14 protein-coding genes and 1 tRNA gene are annotated in these 16,017 nt (G+C 67.9%); 12 read left to right on the top strand and 3 right to left on the bottom strand.

The window, feature by feature from the left end; genetic code table 11:
- The first annotated feature begins 42 nt into the window (after nt 1-42).
- Nucleotides 43-204, top strand: coding sequence for a hypothetical protein (locus ACYQZ5_RS10890; RefSeq protein WP_379730956.1), 162 nt, complete (start codon nt 43-45; stop codon nt 202-204).
- Nucleotides 205-248: 44 nt separating this feature from the next.
- Here ACYQZ5_RS10890 and ACYQZ5_RS10885 read toward each other — a convergent pair.
- Nucleotides 249-321 (bottom strand) — tRNA-Gln (locus tag ACYQZ5_RS10885).
- A 246-nt stretch (nt 322-567) separates the two neighbouring features.
- On the bottom strand, nt 568-1,122 hold the full coding sequence (locus ACYQZ5_RS10880) for a DoxX family membrane protein (RefSeq protein ID WP_379730957.1): 555 nt from the start codon (nt 1,120-1,122) through the stop codon (nt 568-570).
- Nucleotides 1,123-1,249: 127 nt separating this feature from the next.
- On the opposite strand from ACYQZ5_RS10880, the gene ACYQZ5_RS10875 reads away from it, so the two are divergent.
- The 5 genes from ACYQZ5_RS10875 (at nt 1,250) to ACYQZ5_RS10855 (ending at nt 6,678) form a co-directional block, all read left to right on the top strand.
- Nucleotides 1,250-1,831: an IMP cyclohydrolase gene (locus ACYQZ5_RS10875; RefSeq protein WP_379818112.1), complete on the top strand. Its 582-nt coding sequence runs from the start codon at nt 1,250-1,252 to the stop codon at nt 1,829-1,831.
- Between the two features lie 37 nt (nt 1,832-1,868).
- Nucleotides 1,869-2,528: a metallophosphoesterase family protein gene (locus tag ACYQZ5_RS10870; protein WP_379730959.1), complete on the top strand. Its 660-nt coding sequence runs from the start codon at nt 1,869-1,871 to the stop codon at nt 2,526-2,528.
- A gap of 273 nt (nt 2,529-2,801) precedes the next feature.
- Entirely contained in the window at nt 2,802-5,240 is a 2,439-nt protein-coding gene (locus tag ACYQZ5_RS10865) for a ribonucleoside-diphosphate reductase subunit alpha (protein ID WP_459846157.1), read from the top strand.
- Complete coding sequence (locus tag ACYQZ5_RS10860) at nt 5,240-6,235, top strand: ribonucleotide-diphosphate reductase subunit beta (protein ID WP_379731377.1); 996 nt, start codon at nt 5,240-5,242, stop codon at nt 6,233-6,235. The genes ACYQZ5_RS10865 and ACYQZ5_RS10860 overlap by 1 nt, the downstream gene beginning before the upstream one ends.
- Nucleotides 6,229-6,678 carry an acyl-CoA thioesterase gene (locus ACYQZ5_RS10855; protein WP_379731376.1) on the top strand — a complete coding sequence of 150 codons (450 nt, stop codon included), beginning with the start codon at nt 6,229-6,231 and terminating at the stop codon, nt 6,676-6,678. The genes ACYQZ5_RS10860 and ACYQZ5_RS10855 overlap by 7 nt, the downstream gene beginning before the upstream one ends.
- Nucleotides 6,679-6,698: 20 nt before the next feature.
- Here the strand turns inward: ACYQZ5_RS10855 and ACYQZ5_RS10850 are convergent, their stop codons facing one another.
- Nucleotides 6,699-7,877 carry an aspartate kinase gene (locus tag ACYQZ5_RS10850; RefSeq protein WP_379731375.1) on the bottom strand — a complete coding sequence of 393 codons (1,179 nt, stop codon included), beginning with the start codon at nt 7,875-7,877 and terminating at the stop codon, nt 6,699-6,701.
- 154 nt (nt 7,878-8,031) lie between these two features.
- Between ACYQZ5_RS10850 and ACYQZ5_RS10845 the strand changes: the two genes are divergently transcribed.
- The 6 genes from ACYQZ5_RS10845 (at nt 8,032) to ACYQZ5_RS10820 (ending at nt 15,980) form a co-directional block, all read left to right on the top strand.
- Nucleotides 8,032-8,319, top strand: a complete 288-nt coding sequence (locus tag ACYQZ5_RS10845) for a translation initiation factor eIF-1A (protein WP_379731374.1) — start codon at nt 8,032-8,034, stop codon at nt 8,317-8,319.
- 135 nt (nt 8,320-8,454) lie between these two features.
- Entirely contained in the window at nt 8,455-9,903 is a 1,449-nt protein-coding gene (locus ACYQZ5_RS10840) for a S8 family peptidase (protein ID WP_379731373.1), read from the top strand.
- A 312-nt stretch (nt 9,904-10,215) separates the two neighbouring features.
- Nucleotides 10,216-12,081 carry a PINc/VapC family ATPase gene (locus ACYQZ5_RS10835; RefSeq protein ID WP_379818109.1) on the top strand — a complete coding sequence of 622 codons (1,866 nt, stop codon included), beginning with the start codon at nt 10,216-10,218 and terminating at the stop codon, nt 12,079-12,081.
- A 146-nt stretch (nt 12,082-12,227) separates the two neighbouring features.
- A complete protein-coding gene (locus ACYQZ5_RS10830; protein WP_379731730.1) occupies nt 12,228-12,431 on the top strand; it encodes an HVO_0649 family zinc finger protein in 204 nt (67 codons plus the stop codon).
- Nucleotides 12,432-12,519: 88 nt separating this feature from the next.
- A complete protein-coding gene (uvrA, locus tag ACYQZ5_RS10825) occupies nt 12,520-15,513 on the top strand; it encodes an excinuclease ABC subunit UvrA (RefSeq protein ID WP_379731729.1) in 2,994 nt (997 codons plus the stop codon).
- Complete coding sequence (locus tag ACYQZ5_RS10820) at nt 15,513-15,980, top strand: hypothetical protein (RefSeq protein ID WP_459846152.1); 468 nt, start codon at nt 15,513-15,515, stop codon at nt 15,978-15,980. The genes uvrA and ACYQZ5_RS10820 overlap by 1 nt, the downstream gene beginning before the upstream one ends.
- Nucleotides 15,981-16,017 lie beyond the last annotated feature (37 nt).

Genomic DNA, 16,017 nt, shown 5'->3' with positions numbered 1-16,017 from the left:
ACTGCCACAACGACTTTGCGACGCAGCCCCGAACGATCATCCATGGACGAGGAGACGGTCATCCTCCAGGCCAGCAACCCGAAGTGTCCCGTCTGTGGCAAACAGGTCGACCTCGTCGAGGCCCAAGCGGAGGGCGTCGAGGACGAGTGGCGCTGTGGCGATGGCCACTGGTCGAAAGTGAAGCGACTCGTGGAGTTGGAGTAGCTTCACGGCGCCGTCGCTCTTCGAGTCGGTTCGGAAGAAGTGAGTAGTTCCACCAGGATTCGAACCTGGGTCGGAGCCCCCAGAAGGCTCCAGGATTGGCCGCTACCCCATGGAACTGTTCTGCCACGCTTGCCGCCCCTCGTTCGGCGGCGCGCTTCGCAATCAACGGTAGTCCGCTGGGAAGTATGAGTGTTTCGGAGTCGATCACGGTGCCGGCGGTCGGTGTGCTACCCGGTCCGGTGGCAGTCGCACACGGGACCCCACACCGCTATATCTCGCGGTAGCTCACGGTGTCCCGTATCCACCGAGATGAGGCGGATCACTGTCGTTCCTTTCCGACTTCTCCGAAAAAGGTCCGCGACGCTACCCGAGCAGGTAGCGCATCCACGGGTAGCGCTCGATCAACGGCCGGCCGCCGACCTCGTACTGCTCGATGTACTGATCCAGCCCGAGGATTCGACCTGCGCCGAACGCGGCGACGGCGAGGAACACGAGCATGTACGCGAAGTCGCCGTTGATGTAGCCGTGGTCGACGCTCCAGTTGCCCAGGTAGAACATGAGCATCATGAACGCGCCCCAGAACGCGGCGAGGCGGGTGAGGCCACCGACGAGCAGGCCGAGCCCGATGAGCACCTCACCCCACGGCACGGCGACGTTCACGAAGTCGAGGAACAGCTGTGAGGACCCCATCGCCTCGAACAGGCCGGCGACGGGGCTCCCGTTGGCCCGCGGGGCGTTGTTGAGGTAGCCCGCGGCCGAGAAGCTCCCGCTGAGCACCTTATCGAGGCCGCTCTGGAGGAACGCCAGCCCCATCATCAACCGCAGCGCGAGGATGAACCACACGCTGAGCGTGTGGAGCTTCCCCTCCGCGGTGAACCCTGCGACTGTGCTTCGGAGTTCGACTTCCTGTGTTGCCATATCTGTACGTTCGACCCGTACGGGCTTAGCCACGATGGCGGTTCCCGCCCCGTGGGAACCGGCGTGAACCCGGTTCTCACCGAGCAGGAATCACCACCTACTTGCCGGTCTACGCCACAGAAACGGTATGTACGTCGGCCGCTTCCTCGTCGCCGCCCCGGGACTGGCAGCCTACCGCGTCTCCTCGCGTTCGTTCCCGAACCGGAAGGTCATCGACCGGGACGGCAGCCTCACGGTCGTCCCGACTGACGACGCCGAGCCAACGGACAACCCCTACGTCTCCTACAACTGCGTCCGGACCGTCGACGACCGCGAGCTCGCGGTGGTCGGCAACGGCTCTCACGTCGATCCAGTCGCGGAGAAACTGGAACTGGGCTACCCCGCCCGGGACGCGCTCGTGAGCGCGCTGTTCGCGCTGGACTTCGAGAAGGACGACTACGACACGCCCCGAATCGCCGCGGTGGTCGGCGCCGACTCGGCGGTCGTCGGCACCGTCCGCCGGGACGCGCTGCTCGTCCGCGAAGTCGACGAGCCGACGCTGGTGGCGACCTACGAGAAGGACGACCCCGAGCCGTTCGCGCTCGCCGCCGACGGCGCCGCCGCAGCCGCCAGCGAACTGTACGACCACTCGTTCGAGCACGCCGTCTGTGCGGCGGGCGTGAGCGTCGACGCCGCGGGGATCGAGACGGCGATCCACAACGGGGAGTAGCGCGGCGCTTTTCCCGATCGCGCTGTTTTCGCCCCCCGTGCAACTCGGGGTCATCTCTGACGTTCACGGCAATCTGCCCGCGCTGGAGCGGGTGCTCGAGGCGATGCCGTCGGTCGACCTGCTGGTCTGTGCCGGCGACGTGGTCGGCTACAACCCCTGGCCGGCGGCGTGTGTCGACACGGTTCGGGACCGCGGGATCCCGACCGTCCAGGGCAACCACGACCGCGCGGTCGCCAACGGCGACGCCGCCGGCTTCAACGGGATGGCGAAGGCGGGCGTCGACTACGCCCGAGACCAGCTCGGCGCCGGACCGATCGGCTGGCTGGGCGCGCTGCCGACCGAGCGCCGCGTGGCCGACGGCCGGGTGAAGATCGTCCACGGCCACCCCGACGATCCGGATCACTACACGTACCCGCGGGAGTTCGCGCCCGACCTGCTCGACGACGAGGAGCTGCTGATCATGGGCCACACGCACGTCCAACACCACGCCGTGTTCGACGAGGGGATCGTCCTCAACCCCGGCAGCGTCGGCCAGCCCCGGGATCGGGACCCCGGCGCGGCGTACGCGGTCGTCGACCTCGAGGACCGCTCGGTCGAGGAGCACCGCGTGAGCTACGACGTCGATCGGGTCGTCGACGCCGTCGCGGACGCCGACCTCCCGCCCGAAATCGGGGAACGGCTCCGAGAGGGTCGCTGAGGGCCGTTCACCCGACGCCCTGCCGTCGTTCTCCGGATTCGCTGCCATCGTTTTCCCACGCCAGTACCCGTCGAACAGCGACGCGTCGACCCGTCTATCCGGCGTTAGTAAACTACAATTGTACTACTACAATCTAACTGGGAAAGTCTTAACCCCGTCGCCGAAAACCGGGCACACGGCGAGACCCGGTTCGCGGGAGCGAGCCGAAACCGACAGAGGGCGGTGCCGTGAGTGGCAACGCTGTCGGTCGCTCCCGGCGGGTCCGCCGCGGACATGACTCAGGCAAACCCACCGACGACCGACCGAATCGAATCGCGGCTCGCCGCGGCGACGGCGGATCTCGACCTCGCGAGCGACCGCGAGGCGCTCGCCCGCGCGGCCGAGCGCGACAGCTACGACGGCGCCGACGCCGACGAGATCGACGAGGCGCTGATCGGCGTGCTGACCGCGCGCACCGAGCGCGACCCCGCCCACGATCAGGCGGCCGCGCGGGTCGCGCGCTGGCGCCACGCCCGGAACGTGACCGGCACGGACGGCCCGCTCTCGGGGGAGACGTACCGCGCGTCGTTCGTGGAGGCGATCGAGACGGGCGTCGAGCGCGGCCTGCTCGACGAGCGAATGACCGACTACGATCTGGAGTCGCTCTCCCACGCGCTCGTGCCCGACCGCGACGAACAGTTCAGCTACATGGCCGTCTCGACGCTGGTCCAGCGGTACTTCCTCCGGACCGTCGAGGAGGACGAGCCACTCGAACTCCCGCAGGCGTTCTGGATGCGCGTCGCGATGGGCGTCGCCCTCGCGGAGGATCCCGAGGACCGCGAGGCCAGAGCGGTGGAGTTCTACGACGCGCTCTCGACGCTGCGGTTCGTCCACTCGACGCCGACGCTGTTCCACGCCGGGACGACCCATCCACAGCTCTCCTCCTGCTACCTCACGACGGTACAGGACGATCTGGAGGACATCTTCGACTCCTACAAGGCCCACGCGAAGCTCTCGAAGTGGTCCGGCGGGCTGGGCAACGACTGGACCAACGTCCGCGCCGAGGGGTCGCTGATCGAGTCCACCGGCGTCGAGTCGACGGGCGTGATCCCGTTCCTCAACATCTCCGACGACGTGACCGGCGCGATCAATCGCTCCGGAAAGCGCCGCGGCGCGGCCTGTGCCTACCTCGCGGCGTGGCATCTCGACTTCCCCGCCTTCCTCGACCTGAAGCGGAACACCGGCGACGAGCGTCGGCGCACCCACGAGATGAACACCGCGGCGTGGGTGCCGGACCTGTTCATGAAGCGCGTCCGCGCCGGCGAGCAGTGGACGCTGTTCTCGCCCGACGAGGTGCCCGACCTCCACGAGGCGACGGGCCAGGAGTTCGAGGAGCTGTACGAGCAGTACGAGCAGGCGGCCGACGACGGCGAGCTCCGGCAGTACGAGCGCGTCGAGGCCGAGGAGCTCTGGCGCACGATGCTCACCCGGCTGTTCGAGACGGGCCACCCGTGGATCACGTTCAAGGACCCCTGTAACGTCCGCTCCCCGCAGGACCACTACGGCACGATCAACAGCTCGAACCTCTGTACGGAGATCACGCTCAACACCTCACAGGAGGAGACCGCGGTCTGCAACCTCGGCTCGGTCAACCTCGCGAAACACGTCGACGGCGACGGTCTCGACGGCGACGCGCTCGCGGACACCGTCGAGACGGCGATGCGGATGCTCGACAACGTCGTCGACCTGAACTTCTACCCGACCGACCGCGCCGAGCGCGCGAACACGCGCCACCGGCCCGTGGGCCTCGGCGTAATGGGGTTCCACGAGATGCTCACCCAGCGGGGCGTCGGGATGGCGAGCGAGGAGGCGCTCGAGATCGCCGACCGGACGATGGAGCAGGTCGCCTACCACGCGATCCTCAATTCGTCGCGGCTGGCGAAGGAACGGGGCACGTACGACTCCTACGAGGGGTCGAAGTGGGACCGCGGGCTGCTCCCGCAGGACACCGTCGAGCTACTGGAGGAGGAACGCGGCGAGGAAGTCGACGTGGAGCCCGAGGAACGCCTCGACTGGAGCGAGGTGCGCGAGCACGTCGTCGAACACGGGATGCGCAACTCCAACACCACCGCGGTGGCGCCGACGGCGACCATCTCGACCATCGCCGGCACCACCCCCTCGATCGAGCCGCGCTACTCGAACCTCTACGTGAAGTCGAACATGAGCGGCGACTTCACGGTCGTCAACGAACATCTCGTCGAGGAACTGGACGAACTGGGGCTCTGGACCGACGAGATGCTGGACGAGATCAAGTTCCACGACGGCGCGATCCAGGAGATCGAGTCGATCCCGCCGGCGATCCAGGAGCGCCACCGCGGCGCCTTCGAGATCGACCCGCGCCACCAGCTCGAGCTCACCGCCCGGCGGGCGATCTGGGTCGACCAGTCCCAGAGCCACAACGTGTTCTTCCCGTCGACGGACGGCACGCTGCTGGACGACGTGTACCAGCGGGCGTGGGAGCTGGGGCTGAAGACGACGTACTACCTCCGTACCCTCGGCGCCAGCCAGTTCGAGAAGTCGACGCTGGACATGGAGGAGTACGGGCGCACACAGCGACGAGACGCGGACGACGACCAGAACGAGGCGGCCGCCGACGGCGGCGACGCCTGCGACGTGAGTGACGGCTCGGACCTACCGAGCGTCGAGGACCCCACCTGCGAGGCCTGTCAGTAATGCCGATCGACTACCTCTCCGACAGCGACACGCACGACCCGAACAAGATCCTGCCCATCGACTACGAGTGGGCCCGCGAGTACTACGAGGCGGGCGTCGACAACAACTGGGTGCCCGAGGAGATTCCGATGGGCAACGACGTGACCCAGTGGAACGGCGACGAACTCACCGACGCCGAGCGACAGCTGGTCGAGTGGAACCTCGGCTTCTTCTCGACGGCGGAGTCGCTGACCGCGAACAACATCGTGCTCGCGGTGTACGACCACGTGACGGCGCCGGAGTGCCGGCAGTACCTCCTGCGGCAGGCGTACGAGGAGGCGGTCCACACGGACACGTTCATCTACTGCTGTGACTCGCTGGGGTTCGAACCCGACTACCTCTACGGGATGTACGACCGCATCCCCGCGATCGAGGCCAAAGACGAGTTCGTCGTCGACCTCACCCGGGTCGTCGACGACCCCGAGTTCACGATCGACGACGAGGCCGACGTGCGGGCGTTCCTCCGGGACCTGATCGGCTTCTACGTCATCATGGAGGGGATCTTCTTCTACGCCGGCTTCGCGATGATGCTCGGGCTCAAGCGGCAGGGGAAGCTGGAGGGGATCGGCCAGCAGTTCGAGTACATCATGCGCGACGAGTCGCTGCATCTCGGCTTCGGGATCGAGTTGATCGACGCGATCCGGGGGGAGACCGACGCGTGGACTGACGAGTTCGAGGCCGAGATCCGGGAGCTGATCCTCGAGGCCGTCGACCTCGAACAGCAGTACGCCCGCGAGGCCTGCCCCGAGGAGATCCTCGGCATGGGACCGACGCAGTTCGCGGAGTACGTCGAGTACGTCGCCGACCGGCGGCTCACCCAACTCGACATGGACGAGGCGTACGGTACCGAGAACCCGTTCCCGTGGCTCTCGGAGGCCGCCGACCTCAACCGCGAGAAGAACTTCTTCGAGACGCAGGTGACGGAGTACCGCTCCGGGGGGTCGCTCGAATGGTGAGGCTGATCGACTCCTACACCGAGACCAGCGAGGTGGTGATGCCGGACGCGACCAACAACCTCGGCCGCGCGCTCGGCGGCTGGGTGCTCCACCGCATGGACCTCGGGGGCGTCGTCGCCGCCCGGCGGTTCGCCCGCTCGCAGGTCGTCACCGCGAGCATCGAGCGCGTCGACTTCCACGCGCCGATCGACCTCGGCGACATCGCGGTGCTCACCGCCTACGTCTACGACACGGGCGAGACGAGCATGCAGGTGCGCGTCGACGTGACCGCGGAACGCCCGAGCGAGGGCGTCGAGCGCGAAACCGCCTCCTCACACCTCACGTTCGTCGCGATCGACGGCGAGGAGTCGGTCCAGCCCGTCCCGGAGCTCACGGTCGAGACCGACGAGGAACGGCGGCTCCGGGAGGCGGCGATGGACGCGGAGTCGTCGCCGGTGCCGTAACGCAGGCGCCGCCCCCGCGATCAGAACTGCTCGTGGACGATGTCGAGCGTCTCCTCGCGGTCCTCCCACGCGACGAAGATCGCGACGGAGGTCGCGGAGGTGATCAGGTCGTGGATGTTGATCCCCGCCTCCGCCAGCGGGTCGACCAGCGAGCGGATCACGCCCGGCTGGTTCGGAAGTTCGCCGCCGGTGACGCGGATCACGGCGATCTCGTCCTCGACGGTGACCGAGGAGAGCGACTCGTCCTCGACGACGGCGTCGTGCAGCGTCGCCTCGGCCTCTTCGGCGACCTCGGTTTCGACGTAGTACGTCAGCGAGTCCATCCCGCTGGCGACGGCGTCGATGTTGATCCCGGCGTCGCCGAGTTTTTGTGAGACCTCCGCGAGTATCCCCGGTCGGTTCCGGATCGCCCGCCCGGCGACGGTGAGACAGGACAGCGGCGCCTCCTCCATGTCGATCAGGTGCTCGAAGCTCCCCTCGACGCTGGTGCCGCCCGAGAGCAGGTCGCCGTGCTGGTAGTGGACCACTCGAACGCCGAGGTCCTCGTCCTTGTAGACGAGTGCGGAGGGTGCCACGACTTCGGCGCCGCGGAACGAGAGGTTCCGCAGTTCGTCGACGGTGATGGAGCCGACGTTGCGCGCGCCCTCGACCACGCGGGGGTCGCCGGTCATGACGCCCTCCACGTCGGTGACGATCACCACCTCGTCGGCGTCGAGGTAGTTCCCGAGCATCATCGCGGTGGTGTCCGACCCGCCGCGACCGAGCGTGGTCACGTTGCCCTCGGGGTCCTCCGCGAGGAAACCGGTGATCACGGGGACGGTGTCGTCCAGCGTCTCCGCGAGCGCGTCGACGCGCCGTTTGGTCGCCGCGGCGTCGATCTCGCCGCGCTCGTTGGTGACGACCGGCCAGCCCTCGTCCCCCGGTTCGAAGAACGTCGCGTCGACGCCACGGGCCGCGAGCGCGGCCTTCAGCATCCGGACCGAGGTGCGTTCGCCCATCGAGACGATCTCGGCGCGGTCCTCGTCGCTGGCGTCGAAGGCGATCTCGTCGAGCAGGTCGTCGGTCTGTGAGCCCATCGCGCTGGCGACGACGGCGATCTCGTGGCCCGCCGCGACGGCGTCGGCGACGGAGTCGGCCGCCCGGTCGACCCGGTCGCCCGAGCCCAGCGAGGTGCCGCCGAACTTCGCGACTACGCGCACCGGTGGACACCCCCGGTGTCGTGCGTTCCGTTCATACGCCCGCTTCTCGGAGGGGCGGGTTAACGCTGTCTCTCTCGGTGCTTCGATCGGGGTGTGTGACTCCCTTTCGGGGACGTATCCCACGGCTTATCCGTGGGTGTTCCGTACTACCTGTATGAGCGACGATTCATCAGGCCGGAAGAACCTCCGGATGCCGGACGACGACCAGGTGTTCGGCGTCGTCACCGAGCACCTCGGCGGCAACCACGTCCGGGTTCGGTGTGCCGACGGCGAGACGCGACTCGGGCGCATCCCGGGTCGGATGAAGTACCGCACGTGGATCAACGAGGACGACGTGGTCATCCTCGAGCCCTGGGACTGGCAGGACGAGAAGGGGAACATCGAGTGGCGCTACGACGAACAGGACGCCGAGCAGCTCCGCCGCGAAGGCCACATCGACTGATCTGCCGTTCTCTGCGGCTTCTGAGTGCCGACCGACAGCGCCCGCCGAGCCGACTGCTGTCCTCCGAGTGAACTGTTTTCCATTCGAGTAGGATTTACGTAAGCTTTTAGCGATTAGTTCCACCATAGTGTGTGGATGCCAAACAGTAGCAGGCGGACGTTTCTCAAGGGCACAGCGGGCGTGATCGGCGGTTCGGTACTGACGACTGGCAGCGCGGTCGCGACCGGCGACGGCGAGACGGGGCGGTTCCTGATCAACCTCCGGAAGGTCGACCGGAGCGAGATCCCCGACGACGTGGAGATCGTCCACGACCTCTCGGCGGCGGACGTGCTGGTCGCCCGTGGCGACCAGTCCCGGGTCGGCGGTGCGACGGCGACGGCGCCGGACGTGAAGATCGACCGCAGCGACGACGAGGCCGGCGCGGTGCTCGAAGCCGAGGGACCGGCGGCCGCGGACGGTTCCGCGAGCCACAACCACGACGGTGCGGCGAGCAACACCGAGTACCAGTGGGACAAGCGCGAACAGGCGGTCAGCGGCGAACTCACGGACAAGCCCGGCGGCGGGAAGTTCGTCCACGACACGACGACCGGCGAGGGCACCCGCGTCGCGGTCGTCGACTCCGGGGTGTACGACGACCATCCGGACCTCGAAGGGGTCGTCAACGCCGATCTCTCGATCAACATCACCGGCGACGGGTTCGACTTCCGGCCCAACGGCGCGGGCAGTCACGGCACCCACGTCGCGGGCACGATCGCCGCGACGAACGACAACGACGGCCCTGCCGGCGGTGTGCTTGGGACGGCGCCGGACACCGAGATCGTCGCAGTCCGGATGTTCTCCGGGCTTGAAGGATACGCCGGCGACGGCCTCGCCGGCTGGGAGTACGCCGCAAAGATCGGCTGTGACGCGATCAACTACAGCGTCGGCTACACGGTCGCCGACACCGTCAAGTACCCGAGCCTGATCGCGCTGGAGCAGATCATCAGTCAGGTCGCGGAGTACGTCCGCTCGCAGGGGACGGTGATCGTCAACTCCGCCGGCAACGGTTCGCTGGACATGGACGCCGAGAACACGCTCAGCCTCCCGACGGAGGCCGACGGCGTCTTCGGCGTGAGCGCGACCGGCCCACTCGGCTACGGCTGGGGCGGCAAGCACAGCGACAACGAGGCCAAGTGGCTCACCGGCAACCGCCTCGACGAACCGACGACCGACCCCGCGCCGTACACGAACTACGGCTCGGCCGTCGACGTGAGCGCCGGCGGCGGGAACTACGATCTGGAGGCCATCTTGGGCGGGAATCTGGATGCGTACAACGACCTCGTCTACTCCACGATCAACACCACCGGTCCCGACGGCGAGCAGATCGCCTCCTACGGCTGGAAGGCCGGCACCTCGATGGCCGCCCCGCAGGTCACGGGCGCGGTCGCGCTGGTGCGCTCGCTGAAGCCCGACGCGACGGTCGAGGAGGTCGAGTCGCTGATCAAGCAGACCGCGTCGATGCCCGACGAGGGCGAGACGTACCACGGCGCCGGCCACCTCGACCTGCAGGCGCTGGTCGACGCCGCGAGCGGCACGGCCAAGTAACCCCGACTCCGGTCCCCGCGCGGCGATCGGCGTCCCTTCTGCGGTGTTCGGTCCGCTCTGGAGTCGTGAGCGGTGTGCCAGCGACCGCCAGATTTTTGTGTGACAGTCTCTAACATGGAAGTGAACCCCGTTGAGGCGGGTTCCGACGGGAACTACCGTCGTAGCGGACGGGAGGCGTACCGGCGACCGACTGATTAGACCCAGCGACGCCGAGCACGCACGTCGAAGCGGCCGGGCGGCCGGTGTTGGCCGCCCGGCGCGACACCCCAACGTGGTATACACCCTTTTGAGCCTCCGCCGTCTATCTCGCGTGTGAACGTCGTTCCCGACACCAGCGTCGTCGTCGACGGCCGCGTCTCCGAGCGCGTCGCCGACGGGCGCTACGAGGGTGTCACCGTCTACGTCCCCGAAGCCGTCGTCGGCGAGCTCGAAGCCCAGGCCAACGCCGGGTACGACCCCGGCTGGAAGGGGCTGGAGGAGCTCCAGCGGCTCGCCGACTACGCCGCCGAGGGGGAGATCGAGGTCGAGTACGTCGGCCGCCGACCCAACGCCGCCGAGACCGAGGGCGCCGGCGAGGGCGACATCGACGCGCTGATCCGCGACATCGCCGCCGGGCAGGGCGCGACGCTGCTGACCAGCGACGGCGTGCAGGCCGAGGTCGCCCGCGCGAAGGGGATCGACGTGGACTACGTCGAGCCCGTCGTCGACACCGAATCCGCCGAGCCCGAGAGCGAGGGGCTGGCCATCGAGCAGTTCTTCACCGAGGACACGATGAGCCTCCACCTCCGCTCGGACACGCGCCCGAAAGCGAAGCGGGGCAGCATCGGCGAGATGTCCTACGAGCACATCGCCGACGAGCCTACCAGCGACGAGCAGATGGAGGAGTGGGCGACCGAGGTGATCGAGACCGCCCGCGCCTCCTCCGAGGGGTTCATCGAGCTCAGCGAGGAGGGGATGGACATCGTCCAGTACAAGAACTACCGGATCGCGGTCGCCCGACCCCCCTTCGCAGACGCCATCGAGATCACGGCCGTCCGGCCGGTCGCGAAGACCACGTTCGAGGACTACGCGATGGCCGACGAGCTCAAACAGCGCTTCACCGAGCGCCAGCGCGGCGTGCTCATCTCCGGCTCGCCCGGCGCCGGGAAGTCCACGTTCGCGCAGGCGGTCGCGGAGTACCTCAACGACAACGACTTCGCGGTCAAGACGATGGAGAAGCCCCGCGACCTGCAGGTCGGCCCCGAGATCACCCAGTACACCGAGCTCGGCGGCTCGATGGAGAACACCGCCGACTCGCTGCTGATGGTCCGGCCGGACTACACCGTCTACGACGAGGTCCGCAAGTCCAGCGACTTCGAGACGTTCGCGGACATGCGACTCGCCGGCGTCGGCATGATCGGCGTCGTCCACGCGACCCGTGCCATCGACGCGCTCCAGCGACTGGTCGGCCGGGTCGAACTCGGGATGATCCCGCAGGTCGTCGACACCGTCGTCTACATCGAGGCCGGGCAGATCCACACCGTGTACGACGTGGAGACGGAGGTGAAGGTGCCGGCCGGCCTGACGGCGGAGGACCTCGCACGCCCGGTGATCCTCGTCTCGGACACCGAGACGGGCGAGCCGAAGTACGAAATCTACACGTTCAATCGGCAGGTCGTCACCGTCCCGCTCGACGACGAGGGCGAGGAGACCTCCGGCGTGAACCAGATCGCGAAACAGGAGATCGAACGCGAGATCCACTCGGTCGCCCGCGGCCACGTCGATGTCGAACTCCAGGGGCAGGACCGCGCAGTGGTGTACGTCGAGGAGGACGACATCTCCTACGTGATCGGCAAGGGCGGCGGCCGGATCAGCGAGATCGAGGACCGCCTCGGCATCGACATCGACGTGCGGACCCACGAGGAGAACCCCGCGCCGGCGAGCGCCAACGGCGGCACGGAGAGCGTCGGGTCGCCGCAGGGCGAGGTCGTCGAGCCGGAGATCACCGCCCGCCACGTCGTGCTTCGACTCGACGAGCACGTCGGCGAAACGGTCGAGGTCCGCGCCGGCGGCGACTACCTGTTCACCGCCACGGTCGGCCGCGGCGGCGACGTGCAGGTCTCCCGCGGCTCGGCGATCGCCGAGGAGCTCGAGGACGCCATCGACCGCAAGCAGCAGATCACGGTCGTTCCGGCCTGATCGGCCTCTTCCACGGCGGCCACTGACTCCCGTTCTGCCACCGTGTTCCACGCTTTCGTAGCGACGCGGTCGAAGTTTCGCTCGTTCTATGGTGGTTGTAAACTATGCACAAGGATTTATGCCGATTGGGGTCCAACTCCCACTCTATGGCCACGAGCAACCGCGGCATGAACCCCCTCGACACGCTTCGAGGCCGCTACGACGACGTCGAGACGGTCTGTCCGGCGTGTGGGTACGACGACGCCGACGGGAAGTGGACCGGCGAGACCGACGGCGCGGAGGTCAGGTACGAACACGCCTGCCCGAGCTGTGGGCACGTGGCGGTCCGCCGGATCACGATCGGGCGCTGAGTCGGCCCGCGCTCGCGCCCGGCCCCGCGTGCGGGGTCATCCCCGGGACCGACGGGTTCAACCCTCCCGACTCCGTAGCCCGCGCTGAATGAGTAAGGACTTCATCGAGGTCCGCGGGGCCGAGGAGAACAACCTCGCGGATCTCGACGTGGAGATCCCGCGCGAGCAGTTCAGCGTCGTCACCGGGCTCTCGGGGTCGGGGAAGTCCTCGTTGGCGTTCGACACCGTCTACGCCGAGGGGCAGCGCCGCTACATCGAGAGCCTGTCGGCGTACGCCCGGAACTTCCTGGGGCAGATGGACAAGCCGCAGGTGGAGTCCGTCGAGGGGCTCTCGCCGGCCATCTCGATCGACCAGAAGAACGCCGCGAACAACCCCCGATCGACGGTCGGCACCGTCACCGAACTGCACGACTACCTCCGGCTGCTGTACGCCCGCGTCGGCACGCCCCACTGCCCGGAGTGCGGCCGCGAGGTCGGCACCCAGAGCGCCCAGCAGATGGTGCGCCGGGTGTTCGAACTGCCCGAAGGCACGCGTGCGAAGATCGCCGCCCCCGTCGTGCGCGACCAGAAGGGGGCGTTCGAGGACCTGTTCGAGGAACTGGTCTCCGAGGGGTACGCCCGCGTCGAGGTCGACGGCGAGCGCTACGACCTCACCACCGACGACCCCGACCTCGACGAGAACTACGACCACACGATCGACGTGGTGGTCGACCGCGTGAAAGTCCGGGAGGAGGACCGATCGCGAATCACCGACTCCGTCGAGACCGCCCTCGAGGAGGGCGACGGCGTGCTGAAGGTGATCCTCCCGTCGCCGCCCGAGGACCTGCCCGAATCCTTCGGCGGCAACGTCTCCCGGAGCACCGGTGACCTCGCGGACGCCGGGAACGAGGCCGACGACGAGGACGACCGACTGGTCGTCGAGTTCTCCGAGGAGTTGGCCTGCACGCACTGCGGCATCGATTTCTCGGAGATCGAGACGCGCTCGTTCTCGTTCAACTCTCCCCACGGCGCCTGCCCGGAGTGTGAGGGGATCGGCGAGACGAAGGAGGTCGACGAGGACCTCGTCGTCGTCGACCCCGACAAGCCGATCAAGGACGTGTTCGAGGCCTGGAGCTACAACCGCTCGTACTACCAGACCCGGATCGACAGCGTCGCCGCCCACTTCGGCGTCGACGTGACGACGCCATTCTCCGAACTCACCGAGGATCAGCAGCGCCAGTTCCTCTACGGCACCGACGAGCAGGTGGTGTTCCAGCGCCAGACGAAAAACGGCACCCGGCGCAAGGAGAAGCGCTTCGAGGGCGTCATTCCCAACCTCGAACGCCGCCACGTCGAGACTGACAGCGACTCCACCCGCGAACACATCGAGGAGTACATGGCCGTCACCACCTGCCCGGCCTGTGACGGGACGCGACTCAAGCCGCAGTCCCGCTCCGTGCTCGTCGACGGCACCGACATCACCGAGGTGAACCGGCTGAGCATCGCCGACGCCCGCGAGCACTTCGAGGGGATGGAGGCGAACCTCTCCGAGCGCGACCGCACGATCGCCGAGGAGATCCTGAAGGAGATCCGCGCCCGCCTCGGCTTCATGGAGGAGGTCGGCCTCGACTACCTCACGCTCGATCGCGAGGCCTCCACCCTCTCCGGCGGCGAGAGCCAGCGCATCCGCCTCGCGACGCAGGTCGGTTCCGGCCTCGTCGGCGTGCTGTACGTGCTCGACGAGCCCTCGATCGGCCTCCACCAGCGCGACAACGACCGCCTGCTGAACACGCTCGAAGGGCTGCGGGACCTCGGGAACACGCTGCTCGTCGTCGAGCACGACGAGGAGACGATGCGCCGCGCCGACCACGTGATCGACATGGGTCCCGGCCCGGGCAAGCGCGGCGGCGAGATCGTCGCACAGGGCGACTTCGACGACATCGTCGACAGCGAAGAGTCGATCACCGGCGACTACCTCGCCGGCCGGAAGGAGGTGCCCGTCCCCGACGAGCGCCGCGAGAGCGACGAGGCGCTCACGATCGTCGGCGCCCGCCAGCACAACCTCAAGGACGTGGACGTGGACCTCCCGATCGGGCAGTTCACCGCCATCACCGGCGTCTCCGGCTCGGGCAAGTCCACGCTGATGCACGACGTGCTGTACAAGGGGCTGGCCCGGAAGATGAACGACAACACGAGCGTCGATCCCGGCGAGCACGACGCGATCGAGGGCACGGAGAACATCGAGACGGTGCGACTCATCGACCAGTCGCCGATCGGTCGGACCCCCAGATCGAACCCCGCGACGTACACCGGCGTGTTCGACCACATCCGCGAGGCGTTCGCCCAGACCAAGCTCGCCCAACAGCGTGGCTACGACAAGGGTCGGTTCTCGTTCAACGTCAAGGGCGGCCGCTGTGAGGAGTGTGGCGGGCAGGGAACCGTCAAGATCGAGATGAACTTCCTCTCGGACGTGCACGTCCCCTGCGAGGAGTGCGGCGGCGCCCGGTACAACGACGAGACGCTGGACGTGGAGTTCAAAGGCAAGACCATCGCCGACGTGCTCGACATGGACGTGGCGGAGGCGTACGACTTCTTCGAGGCCAACAGCCAGCTCCGTCGCCGGCTCAAGCTGCTGAAGGACGTGGGGCTGGGGTACATGAAGCTCGGCCAGCCCTCGACCACGCTCTCGGGCGGCGAGGCCCAGCGCGTCAAGCTGGCGGAGGAACTTGGGAAGAAACAGACCGGCGAGACGCTGTACCTGCTCGACGAGCCGACGACCGGCCTCCACAAGGAGGACGAGCGCAAGCTGATCGAGGTGCTCCAGCGCCTGACCGACAACGGCAACACGGTCGTCGTCGTCGAGCACGAACTGGACCTGATCAAGAACGCCGACAACGTCGTTGACCTCGGTCCGGAAGGCGGCGAGGGCGGCGGTGAGGTCGTCGCCAGCGGCACGCCCGAGGAAGTCGCCCGGATCGACGACTCCCACACCGGGCGCTACCTCCGTGACTACCTCCCGCGGGTCGACATGGAGGGGCCACGCGCGGACCGTCGGAAGCCCGCGAAGGAGGAGGCCGAAGCGCCCGCGGCCGACGACGACTGATGCCCGATCGCTCCCGCCGTCGGCTGCTCGCCGCCGGCGTGACGGCGGCGCTCGTCGGCACCGCCGGCTGTACGGCCGCCGAGCGCGCCCGGCTCAACCCCTTCGCCGAGCCGCCGGTGTCGATGACGGTCATCCGGGCCAGCGGCGACGAGACGGAGACGCGCTGTAGCCTCGACGCCGAGGCCGTCGCCGAGATTCCCGAGCTACAGAACCCCCTCGACGGGCTCGCCGACGCCGACGACGGCGAGCGCGTCGAACGCGGGCTCTCGATTGCGACGGGGAGGCAGATATCGAACCTGTTCACCCGCCAGTGTGACGGCGACGTGGGCGGGATCTACCGCTACGACGGCGCCGCCTACCTGATCGGCCTGACCTACCGCGATCAGGCGGACCACGAGGCCCACCACGAGCACTTGGCCGAGAGCGCGACCGACACGGAGACGGAGAACGGAACGAGCGAGCAGTAGCGGACCTCACCTTTTCGACGCTCCGCGCCCTCCACCC

It is taken from the genome of Halolamina salina, assembly GCF_054653455.1.
Note: the sequence above shows the minus strand (reverse complement) of the source record. Positions and strands in the feature narration are given on the sequence as shown.